This window comes from Streptomyces parvus (assembly GCF_032121415.1).
GTDB lineage: Bacteria > Actinomycetota > Actinomycetes > Streptomycetales > Streptomycetaceae > Streptomyces > Streptomyces globisporus_A.
Window position 1 is genome coordinate 5,177,046 of record NZ_CP135079.1, and the last position, 25,214, is coordinate 5,202,259.

Here is a 25,214-nt window from a genome sequence, read left to right on the forward strand (position 1 = left end):
CGTGCACCTCAAGGCCCTGACCCTGCGTGGTTTCAAATCGTTCGCGTCCGCCACCACCCTGCGGTTCGAACCGGGGATCACCTGCGTCGTCGGACCCAATGGATCCGGGAAATCCAATGTGGTGGACGCGCTCTCCTGGGTCATGGGGGAACAAGGGGCCAAATCCCTGCGCGGCGGCAAGATGGAAGACGTGATCTTCGCCGGGACGACCGGGCGGCCGCCGCTCGGCCGCGCCGAAGTATCGCTGACCATCGACAATTCCGACGGCGCATTGCCCATCGAGTACGCCGAAGTGACGATCACTCGGATCATGTTCCGCAATGGCGGCAGCGAATACCAGATCAACGGCGACACCTGCCGGCTGCTCGACATCCAGGAACTCCTCTCCGACTCCGGTATCGGCCGCGAGATGCACGTCATCGTCGGGCAGGGCCAGTTGGACTCCGTCCTGCACGCCGACCCGATGGGCCGCCGCGCCTTCATCGAGGAGGCGGCGGGCGTGCTCAAGCACCGCAAGCGGAAAGAGAAGGCGCTGCGGAAGCTCGACGCGATGGGTGCCAACCTGGCGCGGGTCCAGGACCTCACCGACGAACTGCGCCGCCAGCTCAAGCCGCTCGGCCGCCAGGCCGCCGTCGCCCGCCGGGCCGCCGTCATCCAGGCCGACCTGCGCGACGCCCGGCTCCGGCTCCTCGCCGACGACCTGGTGACCCTGCGGGACGCGCTGCGCGACGAGATCGCCGACGAGGCGGAGCTGAAGAAGCGCAAGGACGCGGCCGAGGCCGAGCTGAGGACGGCGCTCGCCCGCGAGGCCGAACTGGAGGGTGAGGTGCGCCGGCTCGCGCCCAGGCTCCAGCGCGCGCAGCAGAGCTGGTACGGGCTCTCGCAGCTCGCCGAGCGGGTCCGCGGCACGATCTCGCTGGCCGATGCCCGGGTCCGCAGCGCCTCCGAGGCGCCGGCTGAGGAGCGTCGCGGCCGCGAGCCCGAGGACCTGGAGCGCGAGGCGGCCCGGATCCGCGAGCAGGAGGCGGAGCTGACGGCGGCCCTGGAGGCGGCCGAACACGCGCTGGAGGACACCGTCGCCCACCGCGCCGACCTGGAACGCGAGCTGGCCGCCGAGGAGCGCCGGCTCAAGGACGCGGCCCGCGCCATCGCCGACCGGCGCGAAGGGCTCGCCCGGCTGAACGGCCAGGTCAACGCGGCCCGCAGCCGGGCTGGTTCGGCCCAGGCCGAGATCGACCGGCTGGCAGCCTCCCGCGACGAGGCCCAGGAGCGCGCGGTCGCCGCCCAGGAGGAGTACGAGCAGCTCAAGGCCGAGGTCGAAGGGCTGGACGGCGTCGACGAGGAGTTGACCGCCCGCCACGAGGAGGCCAAGCGGGCCCTGGCCGGGGCCCAGACCGCCCACAGCACGGCCCGCGACGAAGCCACCGCCGCCGAGCGCAGACGGGCGGCGGTCGCGGCCCGGCACGAGGCGCTGGCCCTGGGACTCCGCCGCAAGGACGGCACGGGCGCGCTGCTCGGCGCCCGCGACCGGCTGGCCGGACTCCTCGGCCCCGCCGCCGAACTGCTGACCGTCGAACCCGGGTACGAGGTCCCGGTCGCGGCCGCCCTGGGCACGGCGGCGGACGCGGTGGCCGTCACGGACCCGGCCACGGCGGCCGCCGCGATCCGGCTCCTGCGCGAGAGGGACGCGGGGCGCGCGGCGATGCTGCTGGGCGGGGAGCCGGCGCCGGCCCCGGCCGACGCCACGGGGGCCCCGGCTGTCACAGAGGCCCGGCGGCATCACGTACCGGGGCAGGCGGGTGAGCAGGCGACGGTGCGGGGCGAGGCCGGTGAGCCGGTTCCCGTACCGGGGCAGGCCGGCGAGTCGGCCCCCGCGCCGGGTCAGCCCCGTGAGTCGGCGGCCGTGTGGCAAGAGCCGGGTGGCCAGGGGCCTGGGGCGGGGCGGGCCGGTGAGCAGGTGCCCACGCCCGAGCGGCCCGGCGGGCAGGCGCCCGTACCCGGACCATCCGGCGAGCAGGCCCCCGTAACGGGTCAGTCCGGCGAGCAGGCGCCCGTGCGGGGTGAGGCCCCGCGCGCCGCACCCGCTGTACTGCCCGGCCAGGGCGGGGTTCCCGGTGAGCCCGCGGCCGTCGTCGGCCCCGGCGCGGCCTCGGGCCTCGCCCCGGCAGGGACCGGTGGAACCGCGCCCGCCTCCGCCCTCGTCGGCCCCTCCAGCGCCGTTCTCCGCGACGGCCACGCGGAGGCGGCCACGACCACCGCGCCCGCCGTCGCCGATCTCGTGCGCGGGCCCGCCGCGCTCGTCGGGGCCGTCCGGCGTCTCGTCGCGGGCATGGTGGTCGTCGCGACGCTGGAGGACGCCGAGGCGCTGGTCGCCGCGCAGCCCGGGCTGACCGCGGTGACCGGGGAAGGGGACGTGCTCTCCGCCCACTTCGCGCACGGCGGGTCGGCCGGGGCGCCCAGTCTGCTGGAGGTGCGGGCATCCGTCGACGAGGCCGCCGCCGAACTGGCCGAACTGGCCGTACGGTGCGAGGAACTGGCCGAGGCCCAGCGCCTGGCGGGGGAGCGGCGCACGGAGCAGGCCGCGCTCGTCGAGGAGCTGGGGGAGCGCCGACGGGCGGCCGAGCGGGAGAAGTCCGGCTTCGCCCAGCAGCTCGGGCGGCTCGCCGGGACGGCCCGGAGCGCGGCGGGCGAGGCCGAGCGCATGACCGCCTCCGCCGCCCGCGCCCAGGAGGCCCTGGAACGCGCGACCGAGGAGGCCGAGGAGCTGGCCGAGCGGCTGCTCGTCGCCGAGGAGACGCCGGCCGAGGAGGAGCCCGACACCTCCGTGCGGGACCGGCTCGCGGCCGACGGTGCCAACGCCCGCCAGACCGAGATGGAGGCCCGGCTCCAGGCCCGTACGCATGAGGAGCGGGTCAAGGCGCTGGCCGGGCGGGCCGATTCGCTGGACCGGGCCGCCCGGACCGAACGTGAGGCCCGCGCCCGCGCCGAACAGCGCCGCGCCCGGCTGCGGTACGAGGCCGAGGTCGCCTCCGCCGTCGCCTCGGGCGCCCGTCAGCTGCTGGCGCACGTCGAGGTCTCCCTCGTACGGGCCGACGAGGAGCGGACATCGGCCGAGGCGGCGAAGGGTGAACGCGAGCGCGAGCTGGCCGTCGAGCGCGACCGGGGCCGGGAGCTGAAGGGCGAGCTGGACAAGCTCACCGACTCGGTCCACCGGGGCGAGGTGCTGGGGGCCGAGAAGCGGCTGCGGATCGAGCAGCTGGAGACGAAGGCCTTGGAGGAGCTGGGCGTGGAGCCCGCGGGGCTGGTCTCCGAGTACGGGCCCGACCAGCTCGTACCGCCGTCGCCCGCAGCCGAGGGCGAGGAGCTGCCGGAGGACCCGGAGCACCCGCGCAACCAGCCGAAGCCGTACCGGCGGCCCGAGCAGGAGAAGCGGCTGCGGTCGGCCGAACGGGCGTACCAGCAACTCGGGAAGGTGAATCCGCTCGCGCTGGAGGAGTTCTCGGCGCTGGAGGAACGGCACAAGTTCCTGTCCGAGCAGCTTGAAGACCTGAAGAAGACCCGGGCTGATCTGCTCCAGGTGATCAAGGAGGTCGACGAGCGGGTCGAGCAGGTATTCACCGAGGCCTACCACGACACCGCCCGGCAGTTCGAGGGTGTCTTCTCACGTCTCTTTCCCGGCGGCGAGGGCCGGCTCGTCCTCACCGACCCGGACAACATGCTCACCACCGGCGTGGACGTCGAGGCCCGTCCGCCGGGCAAGAAGGTGAAGCGGCTCTCCCTGCTGTCGGGCGGCGAGCGGTCCCTGACGGCGGTGGCGTTGCTGGTCTCCATCTTCAAGGCCCGGCCCAGTCCGTTCTACGTGATGGACGAGGTCGAGGCCGCGCTCGACGACACCAATCTGCAGCGGCTGATCCGGATCATGGAGGAGCTCCAGGAGAGCTCGCAGCTGATTGTGATCACCCACCAGAAGCGGACGATGGAGGTCGCCGACGCGCTGTACGGCGTGTCCATGCAGGGCGACGGGGTGTCGAAGGTCATCAGCCAGCGGCTGCGCTGACTCTTCACCGAATTGTCAGAGGTTCAACGCACCTTTTGTGCACCCCGGGGTACACGGCATCAGACCCGCTGTTTGACTTCGCTTCTTGAACGCATACCCTCTGCGAAGTTGATTTGGTCTTCAAGTGGTGGCGGGACGGATGTTGTGCGCCACTGGGAAGGCTCACACCCACGTCTGCCCCCGGCCAGGCATCAGGAGTTCACGTGACCAGCAGCACAGCGAACGGACCCGAGTCCGGGGCGAGGGCGGCCCACCCCGACCACCTCGGCCATGTCATCTTCATCACCGCGGCCGCGGCGATGGGCGGCTTCCTCTTCGGGTACGACAGCTCCGTCATCAACGGCGCCGTCGAGGCGATCCGCGACCGGTACGACATCGGTTCCGGAACGCTCGCCCAGGTCATCGCCATCGCGCTGATCGGCTGTGCGATCGGCGCCGCCACCGCGGGCCGGATCGCGGACCGGATCGGCCGCATCCGCTGCATGCAGATCGCCTCGGTGCTCTTCACCGCCAGCGCGATCGGCTCCGCACTGCCGTTCGCGCTCTGGGACCTGGCGATGTGGCGCATCATCGGCGGCTTCGCCATCGGCATGGCCTCCGTGATCGGCCCGGCCTACATCGCCGAGGTCTCCCCGCCCGCCTACCGCGGCCGGCTCGGCTCCTTCCAGCAGGCCGCCATCGTCGTCGGCATCGCCATCTCCCAGCTGGTCAACTACGCCGTCCTGCAGATCGCCGACGGCGACCAGCGCGGCGAGATCCTGGGCCTGGAGGCGTGGCAGTGGATGCTCGGCGTGATGGTCGTCCCGGCCATCCTGTACGGGCTTCTCTCCTTCGCCATCCCCGAGTCCCCGCGCTTCCTCATCTCGGTCGGCAAGAAGGCCGAGGCCCGCAAGATCCTCGAAGAGGTCGAGGGCGACAAGATCGATCTCGACGCGCGCGTGACCGAGATCGAGACGGCCATGCACCGCGAGCACAAGTCCTCCTTCAAGGACCTGCTCGGCAACCGCTTCTTCTTCCTGCCGATCGTCTGGGTCGGCATCGGCCTCTCGATGTTCCAGCAGCTCGTCGGCATCAACGTGGCGTTCTACTACTCGGCGACGCTGTGGCAGTCCGTCGGCATCGACCCGACCGACTCGTTCTTCTACTCGTTCACCACCTCGATCATCAACATCATCGGCACGGTGATCGCGATGGTGCTGGTCGACCGGGTGGGCCGCAGGCCGCTCGCCCTCGTCGGCTCCATCGGTATGGCGGTCGCGCTCGCCGTCGAGGCCTGGGCCTTCTCCGCCGACCTGGTCGACGGCAAGCTCCCCACCGCCCAGGGCGCCACGGCGCTGGTCGCCGCCCACGTCTTCGTGCTCTTCTTCGCCCTGTCGTGGGGTGTGGTCGTCTGGGTCTTCCTGGGCGAGATGTTCCCGAACCGCCTGCGCGCCGCCGCCCTCGGTGTCGCCGTCTTCGCGCAGTGGATGGCCAACTGGGCGATCACCGCCAGCTTCCCGAGCCTGGCCGACTGGAACCTCTCGGGGACGTACATCATCTACGCCTGCTTCGCCGTGCTCTCGATCCCCTTCGTGCTCAAGTTCGTGAAGGAGACCAAGGGCAAAACGCTTGAGGAGATGGGCTGATCCCCGCTGCCTCCTCCTCGCGGCACCGCCCCGGCTCACCCGAGCCGGGGCGGTGCCGTTTTCGGGCGATCGCCCCGCAGAACAGCCGCAGACTCCGCCACCCACAGCGGCAGCCCCAGCCGGGCCGCCCGCCGCGCCGCCGCCCGCGAGCTGCCGCCGACCAGCAGCACCGGGTGCGGTCGCGTGTACGGGCGAAGGGTGACGCGTACCGTACGGCCCCGGTACGGGAACGGCTCCCCGCTCCACGCCGCCAGCAGCGTCTCCAGCAGCTCGTCCTGGAGCCTGCCGCGCCGGCCCCACTCGGCCCCGGCCCGCTCGTACTCCTCCGGGCGGGAGCCGACCCCCGATTGAACCGGACCACTGTGAAGGCCATCGAGGGTCCCTTCGCCGGAGCGGGCAGACGGGCGGCTGTAGTGGCGGGCGGGCGGCCGCACCGTACCTGACGGAGCGTCAGAAATGTAGGGGTCCGCCTCTGCATTGCGGCCAAAAGGTGTATAGGGGGGCAGGCGGATCGCCGGGGGCCTGCCGGGGCGCCGCTCGCGGGACGGCCGTGGCCGATACTGGACGGGTTATGGAACTCGTCGAAATCGTCATCCTCGCTGTAGTCATCGCCCTGGTCGCTGTCGGCCTGGTCGGCGGGCTCGTGGTCGGCAGCCGCAAGAAGAAGAAGCTGCCGCCCCCGCCGCCGAGCACGCCGACCATCACCCCTCCCGCCGAACCGCAGGTCGGCGAGGAGGCCGAGACGCCGCGCGACGAAGCGCGGCGCACCATCGACGAAGTCGCCCTCCCGGACGCCACCGCGCCCGTGGAGGAGGTCCCGGTCGCCGAGGCCCCCGCGCTGGAGGTCCCCGAGCCCACCGCCGGCCGGCTCGTCCGCCTGCGGGCCCGCCTCGCCCGCTCGCAGAACTCGCTCGGCAAGGGGCTTCTCACCCTGCTCTCCCGGGACAACCTCGACGAGGACACCTGGGAGGAGATCGAGGACACCCTCCTCACCGCCGACGTCGGCGTCGCCCCCACCCAGGAACTGGTCGAGCGGCTCCGCGAGCGCGTCCGTGTGCTCGGCACCCGCACCCCGGAAGAGCTGCGCACCCTGCTCCGCGAGGAGCTGATCACCCTGCTCGGCCCGGACTTCGACCGCGAGGTCAAGACCGAGGGCGGCGCGGAGACCCCCGGCGTCGTCATGGTCGTCGGCGTCAACGGCACCGGCAAGACCACCACCACCGGCAAGCTGGCCCGGGTGCTCGTCGCCGACGGCCGCAGCGTGGTGCTCGGCGCGGCCGACACCTTCCGCGCCGCCGCCGCCGACCAGCTCCAGACCTGGGGCGAGCGCGTCGGAGCCCGTACGGTCCGGGGTCCCGAGGGAGGCGACCCGGCGTCGATCGCCTACGACGCGGTCAAGGAAGGCATCGCCGAGGGCGCGGACGTCGTCCTCATCGACACCGCGGGCCGGCTGCACACCAAGACCGGGCTCATGGACGAGCTGGGCAAGGTCAAGCGCGTCGTGGAGAAGCACGGCCCGCTGGACGAGGTGCTGCTCGTCCTCGACGCCACCACCGGGCAGAACGGTCTCGTCCAGGCCCGGGTGTTCGCGGAGGTCGTGGACATCACCGGCATCGTCCTGACCAAGCTCGACGGCACCGCCAAGGGCGGCATCGTCATCGCGGTCCAGCGCGAGCTGGGCGTACCGGTGAAGCTGATCGGCCTCGGCGAGGGTCCGGACGACCTCGCCCCGTTCGAGCCGGGCGCCTTCGTGGACGCCCTGATCGGCGACTGACCCACCCCGCGATCCGGTACGGCGGACGGGCGGCGGCTCCGGCGAGGAGCCCGCCGCCCGTCCGCCGTTTCCAGGGCTTCCTACGAGCGGTGGCAGACGTACGCCAGGGTGCCCAGCAGCAGCCGCGCCTGCGGGGGAGCGGCCGCCGTGTCCAGCACCGGGGGCCGCAGCCAGCGGACCGGGCCGAGGCCGCCGAGGTCGGACGGCGGGGCGGTGATGTGCGTCCCCGGGCCCAGGGCGCGCAGATCCAGGCCGGTGTCGTCCCAGCCCATCCGGTAGAGCAGCTCGGGCAGCTCGGCGGCGGCCCCGGGGGCGACGAAGAACTGCGCCCGCCCGGTCGGCGTCACCGTGACCGGGCCCAGCGGCAACCCCATCCGCTCCATCCGCACCAGCGCCCGCCGCCCGGCCTGCTCCGCGACGTCCAGGACGTCGAAGGATCGCCCCACCGGCAGCAGCATCGCGGCGCCCGGGGTCCGGGCCCAGGCGTCCGCCGCGCGGTCCAGGCCGGTGCCCGCCGGGACCTCCCCGGCGAAGCCCAGCGGGTGGGCTCCGGGGGAGGGGCACACCGGATCTCCGCACGAGCAGGAGCCGCCCTCGGCCCGTGCTCCGGGCGCCACCGCCCAGCCCCACAGTCCTGTGTACTCGGCCACCGCCGTGCCCTCGGTGCCGCGGTGGCGTCGCCGCGCACCGGATCGCATCTCCCGGATGCCGCCGATCGTGAAGCCCATGCCCCCTCCAACGGGTACGGCTCGCCGGTGGTTACGACCCGCGTCGCTCGGGTAACCCTCCGTCGCTGCTACTCGATCGAGTGGCGTGCGCGGTGGTGCGAAAGGGAGTGCGACACGGAGCACGCGCCCCCGAGTGCTTCGGTGCGCTCGCCCTCGGTTCTGATCCCTCAAGTCAAGCGCGCCCAGGGGCAGTCGGGTTCATTCGAAGGGGTGGCGAATGGTGGCGTTTCCTCAATTCCCCTCGCGAGAGGGGTGATCGTAGGATTACCGTCGGTACGCGGACTCTGGGAGTATGTGCACCCACGGGTATGCCGCAGGCAACCCGATTTCCTGTTCGAGGGCATCCAACTCCCGTACGGACAGCACCGATGCACGGCATTCTGATAATGGTTCGCGCGATGAGGTTTCAGCGGGATGGGGGCGTTCCAGTGAGTGGCAGCGGCGCAGGCGACACGGATGCCGGAAAGCGTCCCAACGAGCAGTTGGGCTCGTGGTTCGTGCGCAGTGGCTGGTCCAAGGGCGAGCTGGCGCGCCAGGTCAACCGACGGGCACGGCAGATGGGTGCCTCCCACATCAGCACCGACACCTCCCGGGTGCGGCGCTGGCTCGACGGTGAGCAGCCGCGGGAGCCGATCCCACGCATCCTCTCCGAGCTGTTCTCGGAGCGCTTCGGCGCCGTCGTCGCCGTCGAGCAGCTCGGGCTGCGCACCGCCCACCAGTCGCCCTCCGTGGCCGGGGTGGACCTCCCCTGGGCCGGCCCGCAGACCGTCGCCCTGCTCAGCGAGTTCTCCCGCAGCGACCTGATGCTCGCCCGGCGCGGCTTCCTCGGCAGCTCGCTGGCGCTGGCCGCGGGGCCCGCGCTCATCGAGCCGATGCAGCGCTGGCTGGTGCCCGTTCCCGGGCAGGGGGCCGGCGAACCGGAGGCTCCGGATGCCGACCACCGCCCCTCCCGGCTCTCCCGGCCCGAGCTGGACCTGCTGGAGTCGACCACCGCGATGTTCCGGCAGTGGGATGCCCAGTGCGGCGGCGGACTGCGCCGCAAGGCCGTCGTCGGACAGCTGCACGAGGTCACCGACCTGCTCCAGGAACCCCAGCCGGGCCCCACCGCCCAGCGGCTCTTCCGCTGCGCCGCCGAACTGGCCGAGCTGGCGGGCTGGATGAGCTACGACGTCGGCCTCCAGCCCACCGCCCAGAAGTACTTCGTCCTCGCCCTGCACGCCGCCAAGGAGGCCGGGGACAAACCCCTCGGCAGCTACATCCTCTCCAGCATGAGCCGCCAGATGATCCACCTGGGCCGCCCCGACGACGCCCTGGAGCTGATCCACCTCGCGCAGTACGGCAGCCGCGACTGCGCCACCTCCCGAACTCAGGCCATGCTGTATGCGATGGAGGCCCGCGCCTACGCCAACATGGGCCAGCCCAGCAAGTGCAAGCGGGCCGTCCGGATGGCCGAGGACACCTTCCTGGACGCCGGTCTCGACGGCGAGCCCGAGCCCGACTGGATCCGCTTCTTCTCCGAGGCCGAGCTGAACGGCGAGAACGCCCACTCCTACCGCGACCTGGCCTATGTCGCCGGCCGCAGCCCCACCTACGCCTCGCTCGCCGAGCCCGTCATGGAGAAGGCCGTCGAACTGTTCGGCGAGGACGACGAGCATCAGCGGTCCTACGCGCTCAACCTCATCGGCATGGCCACCGTCCATCTCCTCCAGCGCGAGCCGGAGCAGTCCACCGTGCTCGCCGGGCAGGCCCTGAAGATCGCCAAGAAGGTCCGCTCCGAGCGGGTGAACACCCGCCTGCGCAAGACCGTCGACACCGCTGCCAGGGACTTCGGTGATGTCGCCGACGTCGCCCGGCTCACCGAACTGCTCCACGAACAGCTGCCGGAGACCGCCGAAGCGGTCTGACCGGCACCCCGGCCCCGGCCGCGGCGCCCCTTCCGTACACCCCGACCCGGCTCCCCCATCGCCTGGTCACACGGAGGGTCGCCGTGGCCGGTTTCGTGCTTTCCGGCCCGAAGGACTGCCCCGTAGGCGTTTCAACCGCACCGTATGCGGCGTGCGCTGCATGGTAGGCAGGGCACCGGACGCGCCACCCCGGATTCATTCGGCCGTAACACGCGATCCCTCTTCGTCACGCTCGCGAAACATCGTGCGGCATCCCATGAAACGGCCCTCCGTCAACCTCGTGGCTCATAACCGGCCCGCACCTGTTCCCCAGTGGTCCCGCAGCATTCCCCCGCACGCCGCGGCCGCACCGACGACGAGGAGACGCCGATGCCCCCAGGCATCACGACGCTTGCCGCAGACGCCCCTGAGCTGTCTGCCGCCAACACCGGGTTCATGCTCATCTGCTCGGCCCTGGTGATGCTCATGACCCCTGGCCTGGCCTTCTTCTACGGAGGCATGGTCCGCGTCAAGAGCACCCTGAACATGCTGATGATGAGTTTCATCAGCCTCGGGATCGTCACGGTCCTGTGGGTGCTCTACGGATTCAGCCTGGCCTTCGGCTCCGATGTCGGCTCGGTCATCGGCTGGAGCTCCGATTACGTCGGCCTCAGCGGGATCGGCGTCACCGAGCTCTGGGACGGCTACACCATCCCGGTGTACGTCTTCGCCGCCTTCCAGCTGATGTTCGCCGTCCTCACCCCGGCCCTGATCAGCGGTGCGCTCGCCGACCGCGTGAAGTTCACCGCGTGGGCGCTGTTCATCGTCCTGTGGGTCACCGTCGTCTACTTCCCCGTCGCCCACTGGGTCTGGGGCACCGGCGGCTGGCTCTTCGAGATGGGCGTCATCGACTTCGCCGGCGGTACGGCCGTCCACATCAACGCCGGTGCCGCGGCCCTCGGCGTCATCCTGGTCATCGGCAAGCGCATCGGCTTCAAGAAGGACCCGATGCGGCCGCACAGCCTGCCGCTCGTCATGCTCGGCGCGGCCCTTCTGTGGTTCGGCTGGTTCGGCTTCAACGCCGGATCCTGGCTCGGCAACGACGACGGCGTCGGCGCGGTCATGTTCCTGAACACCCAGGTCGCCACCGCCGCCGCGGTCCTCGGCTGGCTGATCTACGAGAAGCTGCGCCACGGCTCCTTCACCACCCTGGGCGCCGCCTCCGGCGCGGTCGCCGGCCTCGTCGCCATCACCCCGGCGGGCGGCTCCGTCAGCCCGCTCGGCGCGATCGCGATCGGCGTCATCGCCGGTGTCCTGTGCGCCATGGCGGTCGGCCTGAAGTACAGGTTCGGCTACGACGACTCCCTGGACGTCGTCGGCGTCCACCTCGTCGGCGGCGTCATCGGCTCCATCCTGGTCGGCTTCTTCGCCACCGGAGGCGTCCAGTCCGACGCCGCCGGCCTCTTCTACGGCGGCGGTGTGGACCAGCTCGGCAAGCAGGTCGTCGGCGTCGTCGCGGTCCTCGCGTACTCTCTCGTCGTCTCCGCCGTCATCGCCCTGGCGATCCACAAGACGATCGGGATGCGGGTCTCCGAGGACGACGAGGTCTCCGGCATCGACCAGGTCGAGCACGCCGAGACGGCATACGACTTCAGCGGCACCGGTGGCGGCTCGGTCGCCCGCACCACCGCCCCCGGCACGACGGCAGCACCGAAGGCAAAGAAGGTGGACGCATGAAGCTCATCACCGCGGTCGTGAAGCCCCACCGGCTGGACGAGATCAAGGAGGCCCTCCAGGCATTCGGCGTCCAGGGGCTCACCGTCACCGAGGCCAGCGGTTACGGGCGGCAGCGCGGCCACACCGAGGTCTACCGGGGCGCCGAGTACACCGTCGACCTGGTCCCCAAGATCCGCATCGAGGTCCTCGTCGAGGACGAGGACGCCGAACAGCTCATCGAGGTCGTCGTCAAGGCCGCCCGAACCGGCAAGATCGGGGACGGCAAGGTCTGGAGCGTTCCGGTCGACACCGCCGTCCGGGTACGGACCGGCGAACGCGGCCCGGACGCCCTCTGACCGACGGCCCACGAACGGAAGGCAGCTGGGTGACGAGTACCGAAGTGACCACCGAAACCGAAGGCTCGGGGCCCAGCGGCTACGCGGCGGCCCGGCTGCGCCTCCTCCAGCGGGAGGCGCGGTCCGGGCCGCCGCGCCGTGCGGCCCTCGCCCGCCTCACCGACGCATGGCTCACCGGCCTGTTCACCGCAGCCGCCGACCGGACCGGGGTGCGCGGCGCCGCACTCGTCGCCGTCGGCGGCTACGGCCGCGGCGAGCTCTCCCCGCGCAGCGACCTCGACCTGCTCCTCCTGCACGACGGCAACGCCGACGCACCCGCCGTCGCCGCCCTCGCGGACTCCCTCTGGTACCCGGTCTGGGACCTGGGCCTGGCCCTCGACCACTCCGTACGGACCCCCGGCGAAGCCCGGAAGACGGCGAGCGAGGACCTCAAGGTCCAGCTCGGCCTGCTGGACGCCCGGCCGGTCGCCGGAGACCTCGGCCTCGTCGCCGGCCTGCGCACCGCGATCCTCGCCGACTGGCGCAACCAGGCCCCCAAACGGCTCCCCGCCCTTCACGAGCTCTGCCAGGAACGCGCGGAGCGGACCGGCGAGCTCCAGTTCCTCCTGGAACCCGATCTCAAGGAGGCCCGCGGCGGCCTCCGCGACGCCACCGCCCTGCGCGCGGTCGCCGCCTCCTGGGTCGCCGACGCCCCGCGCGAAGGGCTCGACCAGGCCCGCCGCACCCTCCTCGACGCCCGTGACGCCCTCCACCTCACCACCGGGCGCGCCACCGACCGCCTCGCCCTCCAGGAACAGGACCAGGTCGCCGCCGCCCTCGGCCTCCTCGACGCCGACACCCTGCTGCGCCAGGTCTACGAGGCCGCGCGGACGGTCTCGTACGCCACCGACGTCACCTGGCGCGAGGTCAACCGGGTGCTGCGCGCCCGCTCCGCCCGCCCCCGGCTCCGCGCCCTGCTCAGCGGCGGCCTCGGCACCAAACCCACCCCCGAGCGCACCCCGCTCGCCGACGGCGTGGTGGACGCGGACGGCGAAGTGGTCCTCGCCCGCGCCGCCCGCCCCGAACGCGACCCGGTCCTCACCCTGCGCGCCGCCGCGGCCGCAGCCGAGGCCGGACTCCCGCTCTCCCGCCACCTCGTACGCCACCTGGCGACCACCGCCCAGCCGCTGCCGGTCCCGTGGCCCCCCGAGGCGCGCGAGGAACTGGTCACCCTGCTCGGCGCGGGGGAGGCCACCGTCGGCGTCTGGGAGGCGCTCGAAGCGGAAGGGATCGTCACCCGGCTGCTGCCCGACTGGGAACGCGTCCACTGCCGCCCCCAACGCAACCCCGTCCACACCTGGACCGTCGACCGGCACCTCGTGGAGACCGCCGTCCGCGCCGCCTCCCTCACCCGCCGCGTCCACCGCCCCGACCTCCTCCTGGTCGCCGCCCTCCTGCACGACATCGGCAAGGGCTGGCCGGGCGACCATTCGGTGGCCGGTGAGGTCATCGCCCGGGACATGGCCACCCGGATCGGCTTCGACCAGCACGACGTGGGCGTCATCGCCACCCTCGTACGCCACCATCTGCTGCTCGTCGACACCGCCACCCGGCGTGACCTCGACGACCCCGCCACCGTCCAGGCCGTCGCCGGGGCCGTCGCCAACGCCTCCACCCTGGAGCTGCTGCACGCCCTCACCCAGGCCGACGCGCTCGCCACCGGCCCCGCCGCCTGGTCCGCCTGGCGCGCCTCCCTCGTCGCCGACCTGGTCAAACGGGTCGGAGCCGTCCTCGCCGGGGAGTTCCCCGATGAGCCCGACGACGAGGCCCCCAGCGCCGAACACGAACGCCTCGCCATCGAGGCCCTGCGCACCGGCGAACCCGTGCTGGCCCTGCACACCCGGCCCGGGGAGCCCGCCGGGGACGGCGAAGTGGAACCCGTCGGCGTCGAACTCCTCATCGCCCTGCCCGATCGCCCAGGCGTCCTGCCCGCCGCCGCCGGAGTCCTCGCCCTGCACCGCCTCACCGTGCGCGCCGCCGACCTGCGCGCGGTGGAGCTGCCCAACGAGGTGGGGGAGCGGGCGGACCTGCTGCTGCTCAACTGGCGGGTCGCCGCCGCGTACGGGTCCCTCCCGCAGGCCGCCCGCCTCCGCGCCGACCTCGTACGCGCCCTGGACGGCTCCCTGGACATCCGGGCCCGCCTCGCGGAACGGGAAGCCGCCTATCCGCGCAGGCGGGGCGTCAAGGCCCCGCCGCCCCGCGTCACCGTGGCCGCCGCGGGCTCCCGGCGCGCCACCGTGATCGAGGTCCGCGCCCAGGACGCCCCGGGACTGCTGCACCGCATCGGCAACGCCCTGGAAGGGAGCGCCGTACGGGTACGGAGCGCCCATGTCTCCACCCTCGGCGCCAACGCCGTGGACGCCTTCTACGTCACCGGGGCCGACGGCGAACCCCTCCCCCCGGCCCGGGCCTCCGAGGTCGCCCGGGAGGTCGAGAAGGCCCTCGGCTGACCGCGTACGACCAGCCCTCGCCCGGCAGGTTCCGGGCGAGGGCTTGGTGTTCTCCGGGAGGCGGATACCCTGGAGGGCGATTGACCTGCCCCGCCCCCGACCCTGAGGACCGACGAGCGCCGTGTTCGATACTCTCTCCGACCGCCTTAGCGCGACTTTCAAGAACCTCAGGGGCAAGGGCCGCTTGTCCGAGGCCGACATCGACGCCACGGCACGCGAGATCCGTATCGCCCTGCTGGAAGCCGACGTCGCCCTGCCTGTGGTCCGGGCCTTCATCGCCAACGTCAAGGAGCGGGCGCGCGGCGTCGAGGTCTCCCAGGCGCTGAACCCCGCCCAGCAGGTCGTCAAGATCGTCAACGAGGAGCTCGTCGCCATCCTCGGCGGCGAGACCCGGCGGCTGCGGTTCGCCAAGACCGCGCCCACCGTGATCATGCTCGCCGGTCTCCAGGGTGCCGGTAAGACGACGCTGGCCGGAAAGCTCGGCCTCTGGCTCAAGGGCCAGGGCCACTCCCCGCTGCTCGTCGCCTGTGACCTCCAGCGCCCCAACGCCGTCAACCAGCTGAGCGTCGTCGCCGAGCGCGCCGGCGTCGCGGTGTACGCCCCCGAGCCGGGCAACGGCGTCGGCGATCCGGTGCGGGTCGCCAAGGACTCCATCGAGTTCGCCAAGGCCAAGGTCCACGACATCGTCATCGTCGACACCGCCGGCCGCCTCGGCATCGACCAGGAGCTGATGCAGCAGGCCGCGGACATCCGCGACGCCGTCAGCCCCGACGAGATCCTCTTCGTCGTCGACGCGATGATCGGTCAGGACGCGGTCAACACCGCCGAGGCCTTCCGCGACGGCGTCGGCTTCGACGGCGTGGTCCTCTCCAAGCTCGACGGCGACGCCCGCGGTGGCGCGGCCCTGTCGATCGCCCATGTCACGGGCAAGCAGATCATGTTCGCCTCGAACGGCGAGAAGCTTGAGGACTTCGACGCGTTCCACCCGGACCGGATGGCCTCCCGCATCCTCGACATGGGTGACCTGCTCACCCTGATCGAGCAGGCGGAGAAGACGTTCAGTCAGGAAGAGGCCGCCAAAATGGCCTCGAAGCTCCAGTCGAGCAAGGGTGGGAAGGACTTCACCCTCGACGACTTCCTGGCCCAGATGGAGCAGGTCCGCAAGATGGGCTCCATCTCCAAGCTGCTCGGCATGCTGCCCGGCATGGGGCAGATCAAGGACCAGATCAACAACATCGACGAGCGCGACATCGACCGCACCGCCGCGATCATCAAGTCGATGACGCCCAAGGAACGCGCCGAGCCGACGATCATCAACGGTTCGCGCCGGGCCCGTATCGCCAAGGGTTCGGGCGTCGAGGTCTCCGCGGTCAAGAGCCTGGTCGAGCGGTTCTTCGAGGCGCGCAAGATGATGTCGAAGATGGCCCAGGGCGGCGGCATGCCCGGGATGCCGGGGATGCCGGGCATGGGCGGCGGCCCCGGCCGGCAGAAGAAGCAGGTCAAGCAGGCCAAGGGCAAGCGCAAGAGCGGCAACCCGATGAAGCGCAAGGCCGAGGAGCAGGCCGCGGCGGCCCGCCGTGAGCAGGCGGCGGCCCAGGGCGGCGCGTTCGGTCTGCCCGCCCAGGACGACAAGAACTTCGAGCTGCCGGACGAGTTCAAGAAGTTCATGTAAGCAAGCACGGCACAGGTAAGGGGCGCCCTCTCTCAAGGGCGCCCCTTACGCGCTCGGCACTCCTGCCCCTCAGGTCACGCAGACCAGATAGCGGAAGACGTTCGGCATCCACACCGTGCCGTCCTCCCGCCGGTGCGGGTGCAGGGCCTCCGCGACCTCCTTCTCCACCTGGGAGCGGTCCGTGGCCCGTACGGCGGCGTCGAAGAGCCCGGTGGACAGCAGGCCGCGCACCGCGCTGCCCACGTCCGCGTAACCGAACGGGCAGGACACCCGCCCCGAACCGTCCGGCTTCAGCCCGGCCCGCGCCGCCACGTCCTCCAGATCGTCCCGGAGGGTCGGCCGCCACCGGCCCGGCCCCGTACGCGGCGGACGCGCGGTGTCCGCAAGGCGTGCGGCCACTTGGAGCACCGCGGCCGTGGCGCAGCGCTCCGGCGGACCCCAGCCGGTCAGCACCACCGCCGCGCCCCGGACGGCCAGCGGCACCGCCGAGCGCAGCGCCGGCACCAGCCCCTCGGAGTCCCCGGCCGCGCAGCCGATCGGCTCGAAGACCGTGATCAGGTTGTACGGAGCGCCGTCCGCGCAGACGGGCGCGGGACCCCCGTCCTCCAGCACCCGGGCCCGGCGGCGGGCCGGGTGCGGGGAGTGCGCGGGCGCGTCGTCCCAGCCCGCGTCGGGCAGCAGCCGCGCGCGGGCCAGCGCAAGACGCTCCCGGTCGGAGTCCACACCCGTGACGTGCGCCCCCCGGGCCGCCGCGACGAGCATCGCGAGGCCCGAACCGCAGCCGAGGGACAGCATCCGGGTGGCGGCCCCGATCTCCATCCGGTCGTACACCGCCTCGTAGAGCGGCGCGAGCATGCGTTCCTGGATCTCGGCCCAGTCGCGTGCGCGGGTACCGGCGTCCGCCGGCGCGGAGGCGTCCGCGCCCAGCTGGTTCCGGACGAGCGTTGGTGTCATGGAAAGTGCCCCAATCCGCCAAGAGGTCGGTCGTGCCCGAGTGGACGTCCCCCGTGTGCGAGTGTTCCGCACCCCCGTAGCCAGAGAACTGCGCATCCGCCGTTCCGTCCAGGGGTTGTGGAACAGTGCTTGCGTGCCCCGGTCGTGCGCCCCGTCCCACGTCTGCTCTCCGACCAGTCTTACCCGACACCCCGCGCCGGGCACGTCGAGCGGAGGGGAGGGTAGTCTTCCGGGCGGGTTCGTCAGGGCCGCGGGCCGCCCGCGCTCCTCACATCAGCGGCCGCCGGACGTACCGCACGCTGTGCACCACCTTGGTGCGAGCTGTGCGTCTTCTCCGCAGTTCTGCGTACCCGCCCTCGTCCGGACGCATCAAGGGCAACTGACTGGTACGTGCAAATTATTTGGGATGCCCCGGAATAGGAACACCGGGGCACTCGGGCTCGTTGTCACGACGTGAGCACGACACCACCTGTACTTGCCGCAGAGCTGGCACAGGCGTGGGCCGACATTCAGCGGTACCACCCCGAGCTGCCCGATCTAGCCGCGCCCGAGTCCCTGATCGGAGAGTCCTCGTCCGCCTGTGGCGCCGAGCTCTCCTTCGAGCGACTGCTCCACGAGGCAGTCCACGGCATCGCCGCCGCGAGAGGAGTCCGAGACACCTCCCGCGCCGGCCGCTACCACAACCGACGCTTCCTCGCGATCGCCGAGGAGCTGGGCCTCGACCATGCCGAGGAACCCCACCCCAGCAGCGGATTCTCCCTGGTCACGCTGAATCCGGAAGCCAAGCGCCGGTACCGTCCGACCACCGAACGGCTGCAGCGCGCCCTCAAGGCGCACACCGTCGCCACCGCCGCCGACACCAAGCGCTCCTTCCGCGGACCTGCCGCCCGGCACGGTTCCTCCGGGGGCGGTGTGCGGGTCAAGGCAGTCTGCGACTGCGGACGCAATGTCCGCGTCGTCCCGTCGGTTCTGGCGCAGGCGCCGATCGTCTGCGGCGGCTGCGGCAAGCCGTTCCGGATCCCGGAAGCGGTCGCGGTGGGGTGAGCCGATGTGGTGTGGCACAATGGCTAGCTGTACTCGACAGTCGCACAGGACCCCTCTCTCCTCCGGCTGACGCGTCCATCGGGCACTCCGAGTACCGCAACCCCACGTGGCATCTTCGTTGTGCCCAACCACGTCAGAGACCAGGAGACACCACTTCCGTGGCAGTCAAGATCAAGCTGAAGCGTCTGGGCAAGATCCGTTCGCCTCACTACCGCATCGTCGTCGCCGACTCCCGTACCCGCCGTGACGGCCGGGCCATCGAGGAGATCGGCCTGTACCACCCGGTGCAGAACCCCTCGCGCATCGAGGTCAACTCGGAGCGTGCGCAGTACTGGCTGTCCGTCGGCGCCCAGCCGACCGAGCCGGTTCTCGCGATCCTGAAGCTCACCGGTGACTGGCAGGCCCACAAGGGTCTCCCGGCCCCCGCGCCGCTGCTGCAGCCGGAGCCCAAGGCTGACAAGCGCGCGCTGTTCGAGGCGCTGTCCGCGGACGGCGACGAGGCCAAGGGTGAGGCCATCACCCCCAAGGCCAAGAAGGCCGACAAGAAGGCGGACGAGGCGGCTGACGCTGCCGAGTCCACCGAGTCGACCGAGGCCTGAGCATGCTCGAGGAGGCTCTCGAGCACCTCGTGAAGGGCATCGTCGACAACCCCGACGACGTGCAGGTTGCCGAGCGCACCCTGCGTCGCGGGCGCGTGCTGGAGGTCCGGGTCCACCCCGACGACCTCGGCAAGGTGATCGGCCGTAACGGCCGCACCGCTCGCGCCCTGCGTACGGTCGTGGGTGCCATCGGCGGCCGTGGGATCCGTGTCGACCTCGTCGATGTGGACCAGGTTCGCTGATCAGCGAGTTGAACACCGGCCAGGGCCGGGGAGGGCCTTCGGGCCGTCCCCGGCCTTTGTCGTCGGCCACCCGGACGTCTCCCCCTTCCCGTCCGCACCCCATCAATCGGAGAACAGCGTGCAGTTGGTAGTCGCGCGGATCGGCCGCGCCCACGGCATCAAGGGCGAGGTCACCGTCGAGGTACGAACGGACGAGCCGGAGCTGCGGCTCGGCCCCGGCGCCGTCCTGGCCACCGAACCGGCGGCGACGGGTCCGCTGACGGTCGAGGCGGGCCGGGTCCACAGCGGCCGGCTGCTGCTGCGCTTCGAGGGCGTACGCGACCGCACCGCCGCCGAGGCCCTCCGCAACACCCTCCTGATCGCCGAGGTGGACCCGGACGAACTGCCCGAGGAGGAGGACGAGTTCTACGACCACCAGCTGATCGATCTCGACGTGGTGCTCGCCGACGGCACCGGGATCGGCCGGATCACCGAGATCTCCCACCTGCCCTCGCAGGACCTGTTCATCGTGGAGCGCCCCGACGGCAGCGAGGTGATGATCCCCTTCGTCGAGGAGATCGTCAGCGAGATCGACCTGGAGGAACAGCGCGCGGTCATCACCCCGCCGCCGGGTCTGATCGACGAGAGCGAGGCCGTGATCGCCTCCTCCCGCGACGAGGGGACCGGCGAAGCGGCATCCGGCGATGCGGCCTCCGGGGACGCGGCCGAGGCGCCGAAGGGCGACGCCTGATGCGGCTCGACGTCGTCACGATCTTCCCGGAGTACCTGGAACCGCTGAACGTCTCCCTCGTCGGCAAGGCCCGCGCCCGCGGCGTGCTGGACGTCCACGTCCACGACCTGCGGGAGTGGACGTACGACCGGCACAACACGGTCGACGACACCCCCTACGGCGGCGGACCCGGCATGGTCATGAAGACCGAGCCCTGGGGCGACGCCCTGGACGAGTCCCTGGCCGACGGCTACGAGGCCGGGGCGCACTCCCCGGTCCTCGTCGTGCCCACGCCCAGCGGCCGGCCGTTCACCCAGGAACTCGCCGTCGAGCTCTCCGCCGCACCCTGGCTGCTCTTCACCCCGGCCCGCTACGAGGGCATCGACCGCCGGGTGATCGACGAGTACGCCACCCGGCTGCGGGTCGTCGAGGTCTCCATCGGGGACTATGTGCTGGCCGGCGGGGAAGCGGCCGTCCTGGTGATCACGGAGGCGGTGGCCCGGCTGCTGCCCGGTGTCCTCGGCAACGCCGAATCCCACCGGGACGACTCCTTCGCCCCGGGCGCGATGGCCAACCTCCTGGAGGGGCCCGTCTACACCAAGCCGCCCGAGTGGCGCGGCCGGTCCATCCCGGACGTCCTGCTCAGCGGCCACCACGGGAAGATCGCGCGCTGGCGGCGCGACCAGGCCTTCGCCCGTACCGCCCTCAACCGCCCCGATCTGATCGAGCGGTGCGAGGCGAGCGCCTTCGACAAGAAGGACCGCGAGATCCTCTCCATCCTCGGCTTCGCGCCGGAGCCCGGCGGCCGATTTTGGCGCAGGCCCACCGCCGTGGAAGAATAGGCCGCTGCTGTCCGTCCGGCGTGCGCCCCTGCCACAGGGGGAAAGACGCCCGCCCGAGGCGATCAGCACTCCGAACTCTTCAACAACCTTCCCGTCGATGACCTGTGGCATCGGCGAAGAAAGCAGAAACCATGGCTTCCCTGCTCGATGGCGTCAATGCCGCCACCCTCCGTTCGGACGTCCCGGCGTTCCGCCCCGGTGACACCGTCAACGTCCACGTGCGCGTGATCGAGGGCAACCGCTCCCGTATCCAGCAGTTCAAGGGTGTTGTCATCCGCCGCCAGGGCGCGGGCGTCAGCGAGACCTTCACGGTCCGCAAGGTCTCCTTCTCCGTCGGCGTCGAGCGCACCTTCCCGGTGCACAGCCCGATCTTCGAGAAGATCGAGCTCGTCACCCGCGGTGACGTCCGTCGCGCCAAGCTGTACTTCCTCCGTGAGCTGCGCGGCAAGGCCGCGAAGATCAAGGAGAAGCGCGACAACTGAGCTGTCGCCCGGTCATCCCCCTGCGGGTGACCCGTCCACAGCCTGGCCGGATAAGCTTCGGCCGCGATGGACACGCAAGCACAGCACTCGGAGCGCGACCGCTCCTCGGAACCCGATGCGGGGTCCGGGGAGAGGTCGCGCTTTTCGCGTACGCGGGCCCGCGTCGCCTCCGCGCTGTCGTGGCGGCGGGTGTTCGCCGGGGCGATCCTGGCCACCGTCGCCCTGCTGCTGTTCAGTGCTTACGTGGTCCAGCCCTTCCTGATCCCCAGCCGCTCGATGGAGCCCACGCTGCAGGTCGGCGACCGGGTGCTCGTGAACAAGCTGGCGTACCGTTTCGGTGCCGAGCCCGAGCGCGGCGACGTGGTGGTCTTCGACGGGACAGGATCGTTCGTACGGGAGGACCTCGACGCGAACCCCCTGACCGGGCTGGTGCGCGGGGCGGCGGCTTCCCTGGGGCTCGCGGAGCCCGCCGACACCGACTTCGTGAAGCGGGTGGTGGGCGTGGCCGGAGACCGCGTCGTGTGCTGCGACAGGCGCGGGAGGCTCGCGGTCAACGGCACCGTGGTGGACGAGCCGTATCTGTACCCCGGGGACACCGCTTCCCGGGCGCCCTTCGACATCGTGGTGTCCGCCGGCGCTCTGTGGATGATGGGCGACCACCGCAGCCGCTCCAGCGACTCCCGGGACCACCTCGGATCGCCCGGCGGCGGGATGGTGCCCGTCGAGCGGGTGACCGGCCGGGTGGACTGGCTGGGCTGGCCGCCCGCCCGGGTCGGCTCGCTGACCGGGACCGGCGCCTTCGGTGACGTACGGGCGCCTGGCGCGGCGCATGGGTAACCGCGGACGCCCGCGCGGCGCATCCGACCCCCGTGCGTCCCTGCCGACCGGGACCAGGCCGACCGCGCCGCGCCCGCTGCCCACCCGGGCGGAGCGCCGCAAGCTCGCCAGGAAGGTCCGGCGCAAGCGCCGCAGGTCCGCGGTGAAGGAGATACCCGTCCTCGTCGTCGTGGCGCTGCTGATCGCGCTCGTCCTGAAGACGTTCCTGGTCCAGGCGTTCGTCATCCCGTCCGGGTCGATGGAACAGACCATCCGGATCGGCGACCGGGTGCTCGTGGACAAGCTGACCCCGTGGTTCGGATCGAGGCCGCAGCGCGGCGACGTCGTGGTCTTCAAGGACCCCGGCGGCTGGCTCCAGCAGGAGAACCCCGGGCAGAAGAAGGACCCGCCGATCGGCGTCAAGCAGGCCACCGAGCTGCTGACCTTCATCGGGCTGCTGCCGTCCGACGACGAGCAGGACCTGATCAAGCGGGTCATCGCGGTGGGCGGCGACACCGTGAAGTGCTGCGGCGAGGACGGCCGGGTCACCGTCAACGGCGTACCGCTGGCCGAGACGTACCTCCACCCCGACGACCGGCCCTCGGCCATCTCGTTCGAGGTGAAGGTCCCCGAGGGACGGCTCTTCGTGATGGGGGACCACCGGTCCGACTCCGCCGACTCCCGCTTCCACCTCGACGAACCCGACCGGGGCACGGTCGCCGAGGAGGAGGTCGTGGGGCGGGCCGTCGTGATCGCCTGGCCGTTCGGCCACTGGACCACGCTGGAGGAGCGCGACGCCTTCCGTGCCGTCCCGGACTCGCGCGCATCGGAGGCGGCGGTTCCGGCCCGGTCGAATAGTGTGGCACCTCCGGATCGCGATGGAATGGTCCGGCTCCCGACCCCTGCGGAACTCCCGCTCGTTATGGGAGTGGTGGGCCTGCGTCTGATGAGGCGCGGGCAGTGGCACGTACTGAGGAGTGGATGTGGGGGATTTGGCGGTCGGCGCACGATCCGGACACGACGAACCCGAGGACCGGCCGGAGCGCGACGAGTCTCCCGCGGGCGGGGCGGCGGTCCCGCCGGAGGGTGAGGGCGACGCTGCGGGCGGCACGCCCCCGAAGGGCAAGAAGCAGCGCTCCTTCTGGGTGGAGCTGCCGCTGCTCGTCGGTATCGCCCTGATCCTGGCGCTGCTGATCAAGACGTTCCTGGTCCAGGCGTTCTCGATCCCCTCGGACTCCATGCAGAACACGCTGCAGCGGGGCGACCGGGTGCTGGTCGACAAGCTGACCCCGTGGTTCGGCTCGGAGCCGGAGCGCGGCGAGGTCGTGGTGTTCCACGACCCGGGCGGCTGGCTGGAGGACACCGTGACCCCGGAGCCCAACGCGGTGCAGAAGTTCCTGAGCTTCATCGGCCTGATGCCGTCCTCAGAGGAGAAGGACCTGATCAAGCGGGTCATCGCGGTCGGCGGCGACACCGTGGAGTGCAAGGAGAACGGCCCCGTCACGGTCAATGGGAAGAGCCTGGACGAGAAGTCGTTCATCTTCCCGGGGAACACCCCGTGCAACGACAAGCCCTTCGGCCCGATCAAGGTGCCCGAGGGCCGGATCTTCGTCATGGGCGACCACCGGCAGAACTCCCTGGACTCGCGCTACCACCAGGAGCTCCCGGGCCAGGGCACGGTCTCCAACGACGAGGTCGTCGGCCGCGCCGTCGTCGTCGCCTGGCCGCTGAGCCGCTGGGCGACCCTTCCGGTCCCCGACACCTTCGACCAGCCCGGTCTGAACGCGGCCGCCGCGATGGCTCCGGGGGCACTGGGTGTAGCCGGAGCGGTGCCCCTCGTGTTGTGGCGCCGCCGGAGGCTGACCGCCCGGCGTACCGCCGGGTAGGGTGCCGACTCGGATCAGCGATTGTCGATCTCCGACGGGGGAGCGCTGGGATGAGCGGTACAGGAAACGGGAAAGACGGCCGCGGCCGGCTCGGCGCCATGGTGTCGGGCCTCGCCGTGGCCGTCGGCTGTGTACTCTTCCTCGGCGGCTTCGCCTGGGCGGCGGTGGTCTACCAGCCGTACACGATCCCGACCGACTCCATGGCCCCGACGGTGAACCCCGGCGACCGGGTGCTCGCGGAGCGGATAGACGGCGCCGACGTCCGGCGCGGTGACGTGGTGGTCTTCACCGACGAGGTCTGGGCCGCCACACCGATGGTGAAGCGCGTCGTCGGGGTCGGCGGCGACAAGGTGGCCTGCTGCCACAAGGACGGCCGCCTCACCGTCAACGGGACCCCCGTCGACGAGCCGTACGTCGACCAGGGCCCGGCCGCCGGCGGCAAGGCCCCCGCCTCGCCCCAGGAATTCTCCGCCACCGTGCCGCAGGGCAAGATCTTCCTCCTCGGCGACGAACGGGCCACCTCCCTGGACTCCCGGGTCCACCTCCAGGACGCCGGCCAGGGCTCCGTACCGCTGAGCGCCGTCCAGGCCCGGGTGGACGCGGTGGCCTGGCCGATGGACGGCATGATCGACCGGCCCTCCTCGTTCACCGCGCTGCCCGGCGGGGTGTCCGCCGCCGGACCCCTGCCGCTCCAGCTCGGCGCGATCCTGGTGGGGGCCGCCCTGATCCTCGGCGGCGCGGTGTACGGGCCCGTGGCGGCGCGCCTGGGCCGCCGGAGGGCACCTGCCGGAGGGGCCCGGTGACCTCCGGAGCCCGCAAGGTCGCCCGGGTGGTCCTGCTGGACCCCGACGACCGCATCCTGCTGCTGCACGGCCATGAGCCGGACGATGTGGCCGACACCTGGTGGTTCACCCCGGGGGGCGGCCTGGAAGGCGACGAGACCCGGGAGCAGGCGGCCCGCCGGGAGCTCGCCGAGGAGACCGGGATCACGGACATCGAGCTGGGCCCGCTGCTCTGGACCCGGATCTGCTCCTTCCCGTTCGACGGGCGCCGCTGGGACCAGGACGAGTGGTACTACCTGGCCCGTACGACGCAGACGGCCACCGCCCCGCAGGGCCTCACCGACCTGGAACTGCGCAGCGTCGCCGGTCTGAGGTGGTGGACTTCCGCCGAACTGCTCGCGACGCGTGAGACGGTGTACCCGACCAGACTCGCCGAGCTGCTGCGCACGCTCCTCGACGAGGGTCCCCCGCGCGATCCGCTGGTTCTGGCCCCCGAAATCGTCCAATCGTCCAGGGACGCCGAAGGCTGACGCACAATGGGGGCACGCACGGCTGAAG

General features: G+C 71.8%; 21 protein-coding genes and 1 pseudogene. 19 read left to right on the top strand and 3 right to left on the bottom strand.

Going from position 1 to position 25,214, the window contains the following annotated elements; all coding sequences use genetic code 11:
• Position 1 precedes the first annotated feature (1 nt).
• Both RNL97_RS24445 and RNL97_RS24450 read left to right on the top strand, forming a co-directional pair.
• The gene (locus RNL97_RS24445; protein WP_313751195.1) at positions 2-4,057 is read left to right on the top strand and encodes an AAA family ATPase; all 4,056 of its coding nucleotides are present in this window, start codon (positions 2-4) and stop codon (positions 4,055-4,057) included.
• 203 nt (positions 4,058-4,260) lie between these two features.
• Positions 4,261-5,682 carry a sugar porter family MFS transporter gene (locus RNL97_RS24450; RefSeq protein WP_243315286.1) on the top strand — a complete coding sequence of 474 codons (1,422 nt, stop codon included), beginning with the start codon at positions 4,261-4,263 and terminating at the stop codon, positions 5,680-5,682.
• Between the two features lie 101 nt (positions 5,683-5,783).
• Here RNL97_RS24450 and RNL97_RS24455 read toward each other — a convergent pair.
• Positions 5,784-6,029: pseudogene (locus RNL97_RS24455) on the bottom strand (LLM class flavin-dependent oxidoreductase); the annotation flags it as partial.
• A gap of 224 nt (positions 6,030-6,253) precedes the next feature.
• Between RNL97_RS24455 and ftsY the strand changes: the two are divergent.
• Positions 6,254-7,456, top strand: a complete 1,203-nt coding sequence (gene ftsY / locus RNL97_RS24460; protein ID WP_030587800.1) for a signal recognition particle-docking protein FtsY — start codon at positions 6,254-6,256, stop codon at positions 7,454-7,456.
• A gap of 80 nt (positions 7,457-7,536) precedes the next feature.
• Here ftsY and RNL97_RS24465 read toward each other — a convergent pair whose 3' ends face one another.
• Positions 7,537-8,184: a bifunctional DNA primase/polymerase gene (locus tag RNL97_RS24465; RefSeq protein WP_243315287.1), complete on the bottom strand. Its 648-nt coding sequence runs from the start codon at positions 8,182-8,184 to the stop codon at positions 7,537-7,539.
• Between the two features lie 428 nt (positions 8,185-8,612).
• Here RNL97_RS24465 and nsdA point away from each other — a divergent pair, with 428 nt between their 5' ends.
• The 5 genes from nsdA to ffh all read left to right on the top strand — a co-directional run bounded on the left by nsdA (position 8,613) and on the right by ffh (position 16,300).
• On the top strand, positions 8,613-10,088 hold the full coding sequence (gene nsdA / locus RNL97_RS24470) for a transcriptional repressor NsdA (protein WP_030587806.1): 1,476 nt from the start codon (positions 8,613-8,615) through the stop codon (positions 10,086-10,088).
• A 369-nt stretch (positions 10,089-10,457) separates the two neighbouring features.
• Positions 10,458-11,804: an ammonium transporter gene (locus RNL97_RS24475; RefSeq protein ID WP_313751196.1), complete on the top strand. Its 1,347-nt coding sequence runs from the start codon at positions 10,458-10,460 to the stop codon at positions 11,802-11,804.
• Positions 11,801-12,139, top strand: a complete 339-nt coding sequence (locus tag RNL97_RS24480) for a P-II family nitrogen regulator (protein WP_006127894.1) — start codon at positions 11,801-11,803, stop codon at positions 12,137-12,139. Before RNL97_RS24475 ends, RNL97_RS24480 begins: the two co-directional genes overlap by 4 nt.
• A gap of 29 nt (positions 12,140-12,168) precedes the next feature.
• The gene (locus RNL97_RS24485; RefSeq protein WP_243315289.1) at positions 12,169-14,628 is read left to right on the top strand and encodes a [protein-PII] uridylyltransferase; all 2,460 of its coding nucleotides are present in this window, start codon (positions 12,169-12,171) and stop codon (positions 14,626-14,628) included.
• A 121-nt stretch (positions 14,629-14,749) separates the two neighbouring features.
• Complete coding sequence (ffh, locus tag RNL97_RS24490) at positions 14,750-16,300, top strand: signal recognition particle protein (protein WP_030587816.1); 1,551 nt, start codon at positions 14,750-14,752, stop codon at positions 16,298-16,300.
• A 69-nt stretch (positions 16,301-16,369) separates the two neighbouring features.
• Here the strand turns inward: ffh and RNL97_RS24495 are convergent, their stop codons facing one another.
• Positions 16,370-17,254: a methyltransferase domain-containing protein gene (locus RNL97_RS24495; protein WP_030587820.1), complete on the bottom strand. Its 885-nt coding sequence runs from the start codon at positions 17,252-17,254 to the stop codon at positions 16,370-16,372.
• A gap of 453 nt (positions 17,255-17,707) precedes the next feature.
• Between RNL97_RS24495 and RNL97_RS24500 the strand changes: the two genes are divergently transcribed.
• The 11 genes from RNL97_RS24500 to RNL97_RS24550 all read left to right on the top strand — a co-directional run bounded on the left by RNL97_RS24500 (position 17,708) and on the right by RNL97_RS24550 (position 25,186).
• The gene (locus tag RNL97_RS24500; RefSeq protein ID WP_030587823.1) at positions 17,708-18,298 is read left to right on the top strand and encodes a hypothetical protein; all 591 of its coding nucleotides are present in this window, start codon (positions 17,708-17,710) and stop codon (positions 18,296-18,298) included.
• 158 nt (positions 18,299-18,456) lie between these two features.
• Positions 18,457-18,897: a 30S ribosomal protein S16 gene (rpsP, locus tag RNL97_RS24505; RefSeq protein ID WP_243315290.1), complete on the top strand. Its 441-nt coding sequence runs from the start codon at positions 18,457-18,459 to the stop codon at positions 18,895-18,897.
• Between the two features lie 2 nt (positions 18,898-18,899).
• On the top strand, positions 18,900-19,139 hold the full coding sequence (locus RNL97_RS24510) for an RNA-binding protein (RefSeq protein WP_003965959.1): 240 nt from the start codon (positions 18,900-18,902) through the stop codon (positions 19,137-19,139).
• A 118-nt stretch (positions 19,140-19,257) separates the two neighbouring features.
• The gene (gene rimM, locus RNL97_RS24515; protein WP_030587829.1) at positions 19,258-19,869 is read left to right on the top strand and encodes a ribosome maturation factor RimM; all 612 of its coding nucleotides are present in this window, start codon (positions 19,258-19,260) and stop codon (positions 19,867-19,869) included.
• A complete protein-coding gene (gene trmD, locus RNL97_RS24520; RefSeq protein WP_030587832.1) occupies positions 19,869-20,690 on the top strand; it encodes a tRNA (guanosine(37)-N1)-methyltransferase TrmD in 822 nt (273 codons plus the stop codon). The genes rimM and trmD overlap by 1 nt, the downstream gene beginning before the upstream one ends.
• Before the next feature lie 131 nt (positions 20,691-20,821).
• Positions 20,822-21,172 carry a 50S ribosomal protein L19 gene (gene rplS / locus RNL97_RS24525; RefSeq protein WP_010061961.1) on the top strand — a complete coding sequence of 117 codons (351 nt, stop codon included), beginning with the start codon at positions 20,822-20,824 and terminating at the stop codon, positions 21,170-21,172.
• Positions 21,173-21,238: 66 nt separating this feature from the next.
• A complete protein-coding gene (gene lepB, locus RNL97_RS24530) occupies positions 21,239-22,009 on the top strand; it encodes a signal peptidase I (RefSeq protein WP_313751197.1) in 771 nt (256 codons plus the stop codon).
• Positions 22,002-23,078, top strand: coding sequence for a signal peptidase I (gene lepB / locus RNL97_RS24535; protein ID WP_313751198.1), 1,077 nt, complete (start codon positions 22,002-22,004; stop codon positions 23,076-23,078). The genes lepB (RNL97_RS24530) and lepB (RNL97_RS24535) overlap by 8 nt, the downstream gene beginning before the upstream one ends.
• The gene (gene lepB, locus RNL97_RS24540) at positions 22,981-23,874 is read left to right on the top strand and encodes a signal peptidase I (protein ID WP_313751665.1); all 894 of its coding nucleotides are present in this window, start codon (positions 22,981-22,983) and stop codon (positions 23,872-23,874) included. The genes lepB (RNL97_RS24535) and lepB (RNL97_RS24540) overlap by 98 nt, the downstream gene beginning before the upstream one ends.
• Positions 23,875-23,924: 50 nt before the next feature.
• Positions 23,925-24,677: a signal peptidase I gene (lepB, locus tag RNL97_RS24545; protein WP_030587844.1), complete on the top strand. Its 753-nt coding sequence runs from the start codon at positions 23,925-23,927 to the stop codon at positions 24,675-24,677.
• Positions 24,674-25,186 (top strand): NUDIX hydrolase, encoded by a 513-nt coding sequence (locus tag RNL97_RS24550; RefSeq protein ID WP_030587847.1) that lies wholly within the window; start codon positions 24,674-24,676, stop codon positions 25,184-25,186. Before lepB (RNL97_RS24545) ends, RNL97_RS24550 begins: the two co-directional genes overlap by 4 nt.
• The last annotated feature ends 28 nt before the right edge of the window (positions 25,187-25,214 follow it).

Coding starts and splice junctions, on each gene's coding strand:
- RNL97_RS24510 (WP_003965959.1), top strand. CDS start 18,900: ATGCTCGAGGAGGCTCTCGAGCACCTCGTGAAGGGCATCGTCGACAAC.
- lepB (WP_030587844.1), top strand. CDS start 23,925: ATGAGCGGTACAGGAAACGGGAAAGACGGCCGCGGCCGGCTCGGCGCC.
- trmD (WP_030587832.1), top strand. CDS start 19,869: ATGCGGCTCGACGTCGTCACGATCTTCCCGGAGTACCTGGAACCGCTG.
- RNL97_RS24495 (WP_030587820.1), bottom strand. CDS start 17,254: ATGACACCAACGCTCGTCCGGAACCAGCTGGGCGCGGACGCCTCCGCG.
- RNL97_RS24480 (WP_006127894.1), top strand. CDS start 11,801: ATGAAGCTCATCACCGCGGTCGTGAAGCCCCACCGGCTGGACGAGATC.
- lepB (WP_313751198.1), top strand. CDS start 22,002: ATGGGTAACCGCGGACGCCCGCGCGGCGCATCCGACCCCCGTGCGTCC.
- lepB (WP_313751197.1), top strand. CDS start 21,239: ATGGACACGCAAGCACAGCACTCGGAGCGCGACCGCTCCTCGGAACCC.
- rplS (WP_010061961.1), top strand. CDS start 20,822: ATGGCTTCCCTGCTCGATGGCGTCAATGCCGCCACCCTCCGTTCGGAC.
- RNL97_RS24465 (WP_243315287.1), bottom strand. CDS start 8,184: ATGGGCTTCACGATCGGCGGCATCCGGGAGATGCGATCCGGTGCGCGG.
- ftsY (WP_030587800.1), top strand. CDS start 6,254: ATGGAACTCGTCGAAATCGTCATCCTCGCTGTAGTCATCGCCCTGGTC.
- RNL97_RS24475 (WP_313751196.1), top strand. CDS start 10,458: ATGCCCCCAGGCATCACGACGCTTGCCGCAGACGCCCCTGAGCTGTCT.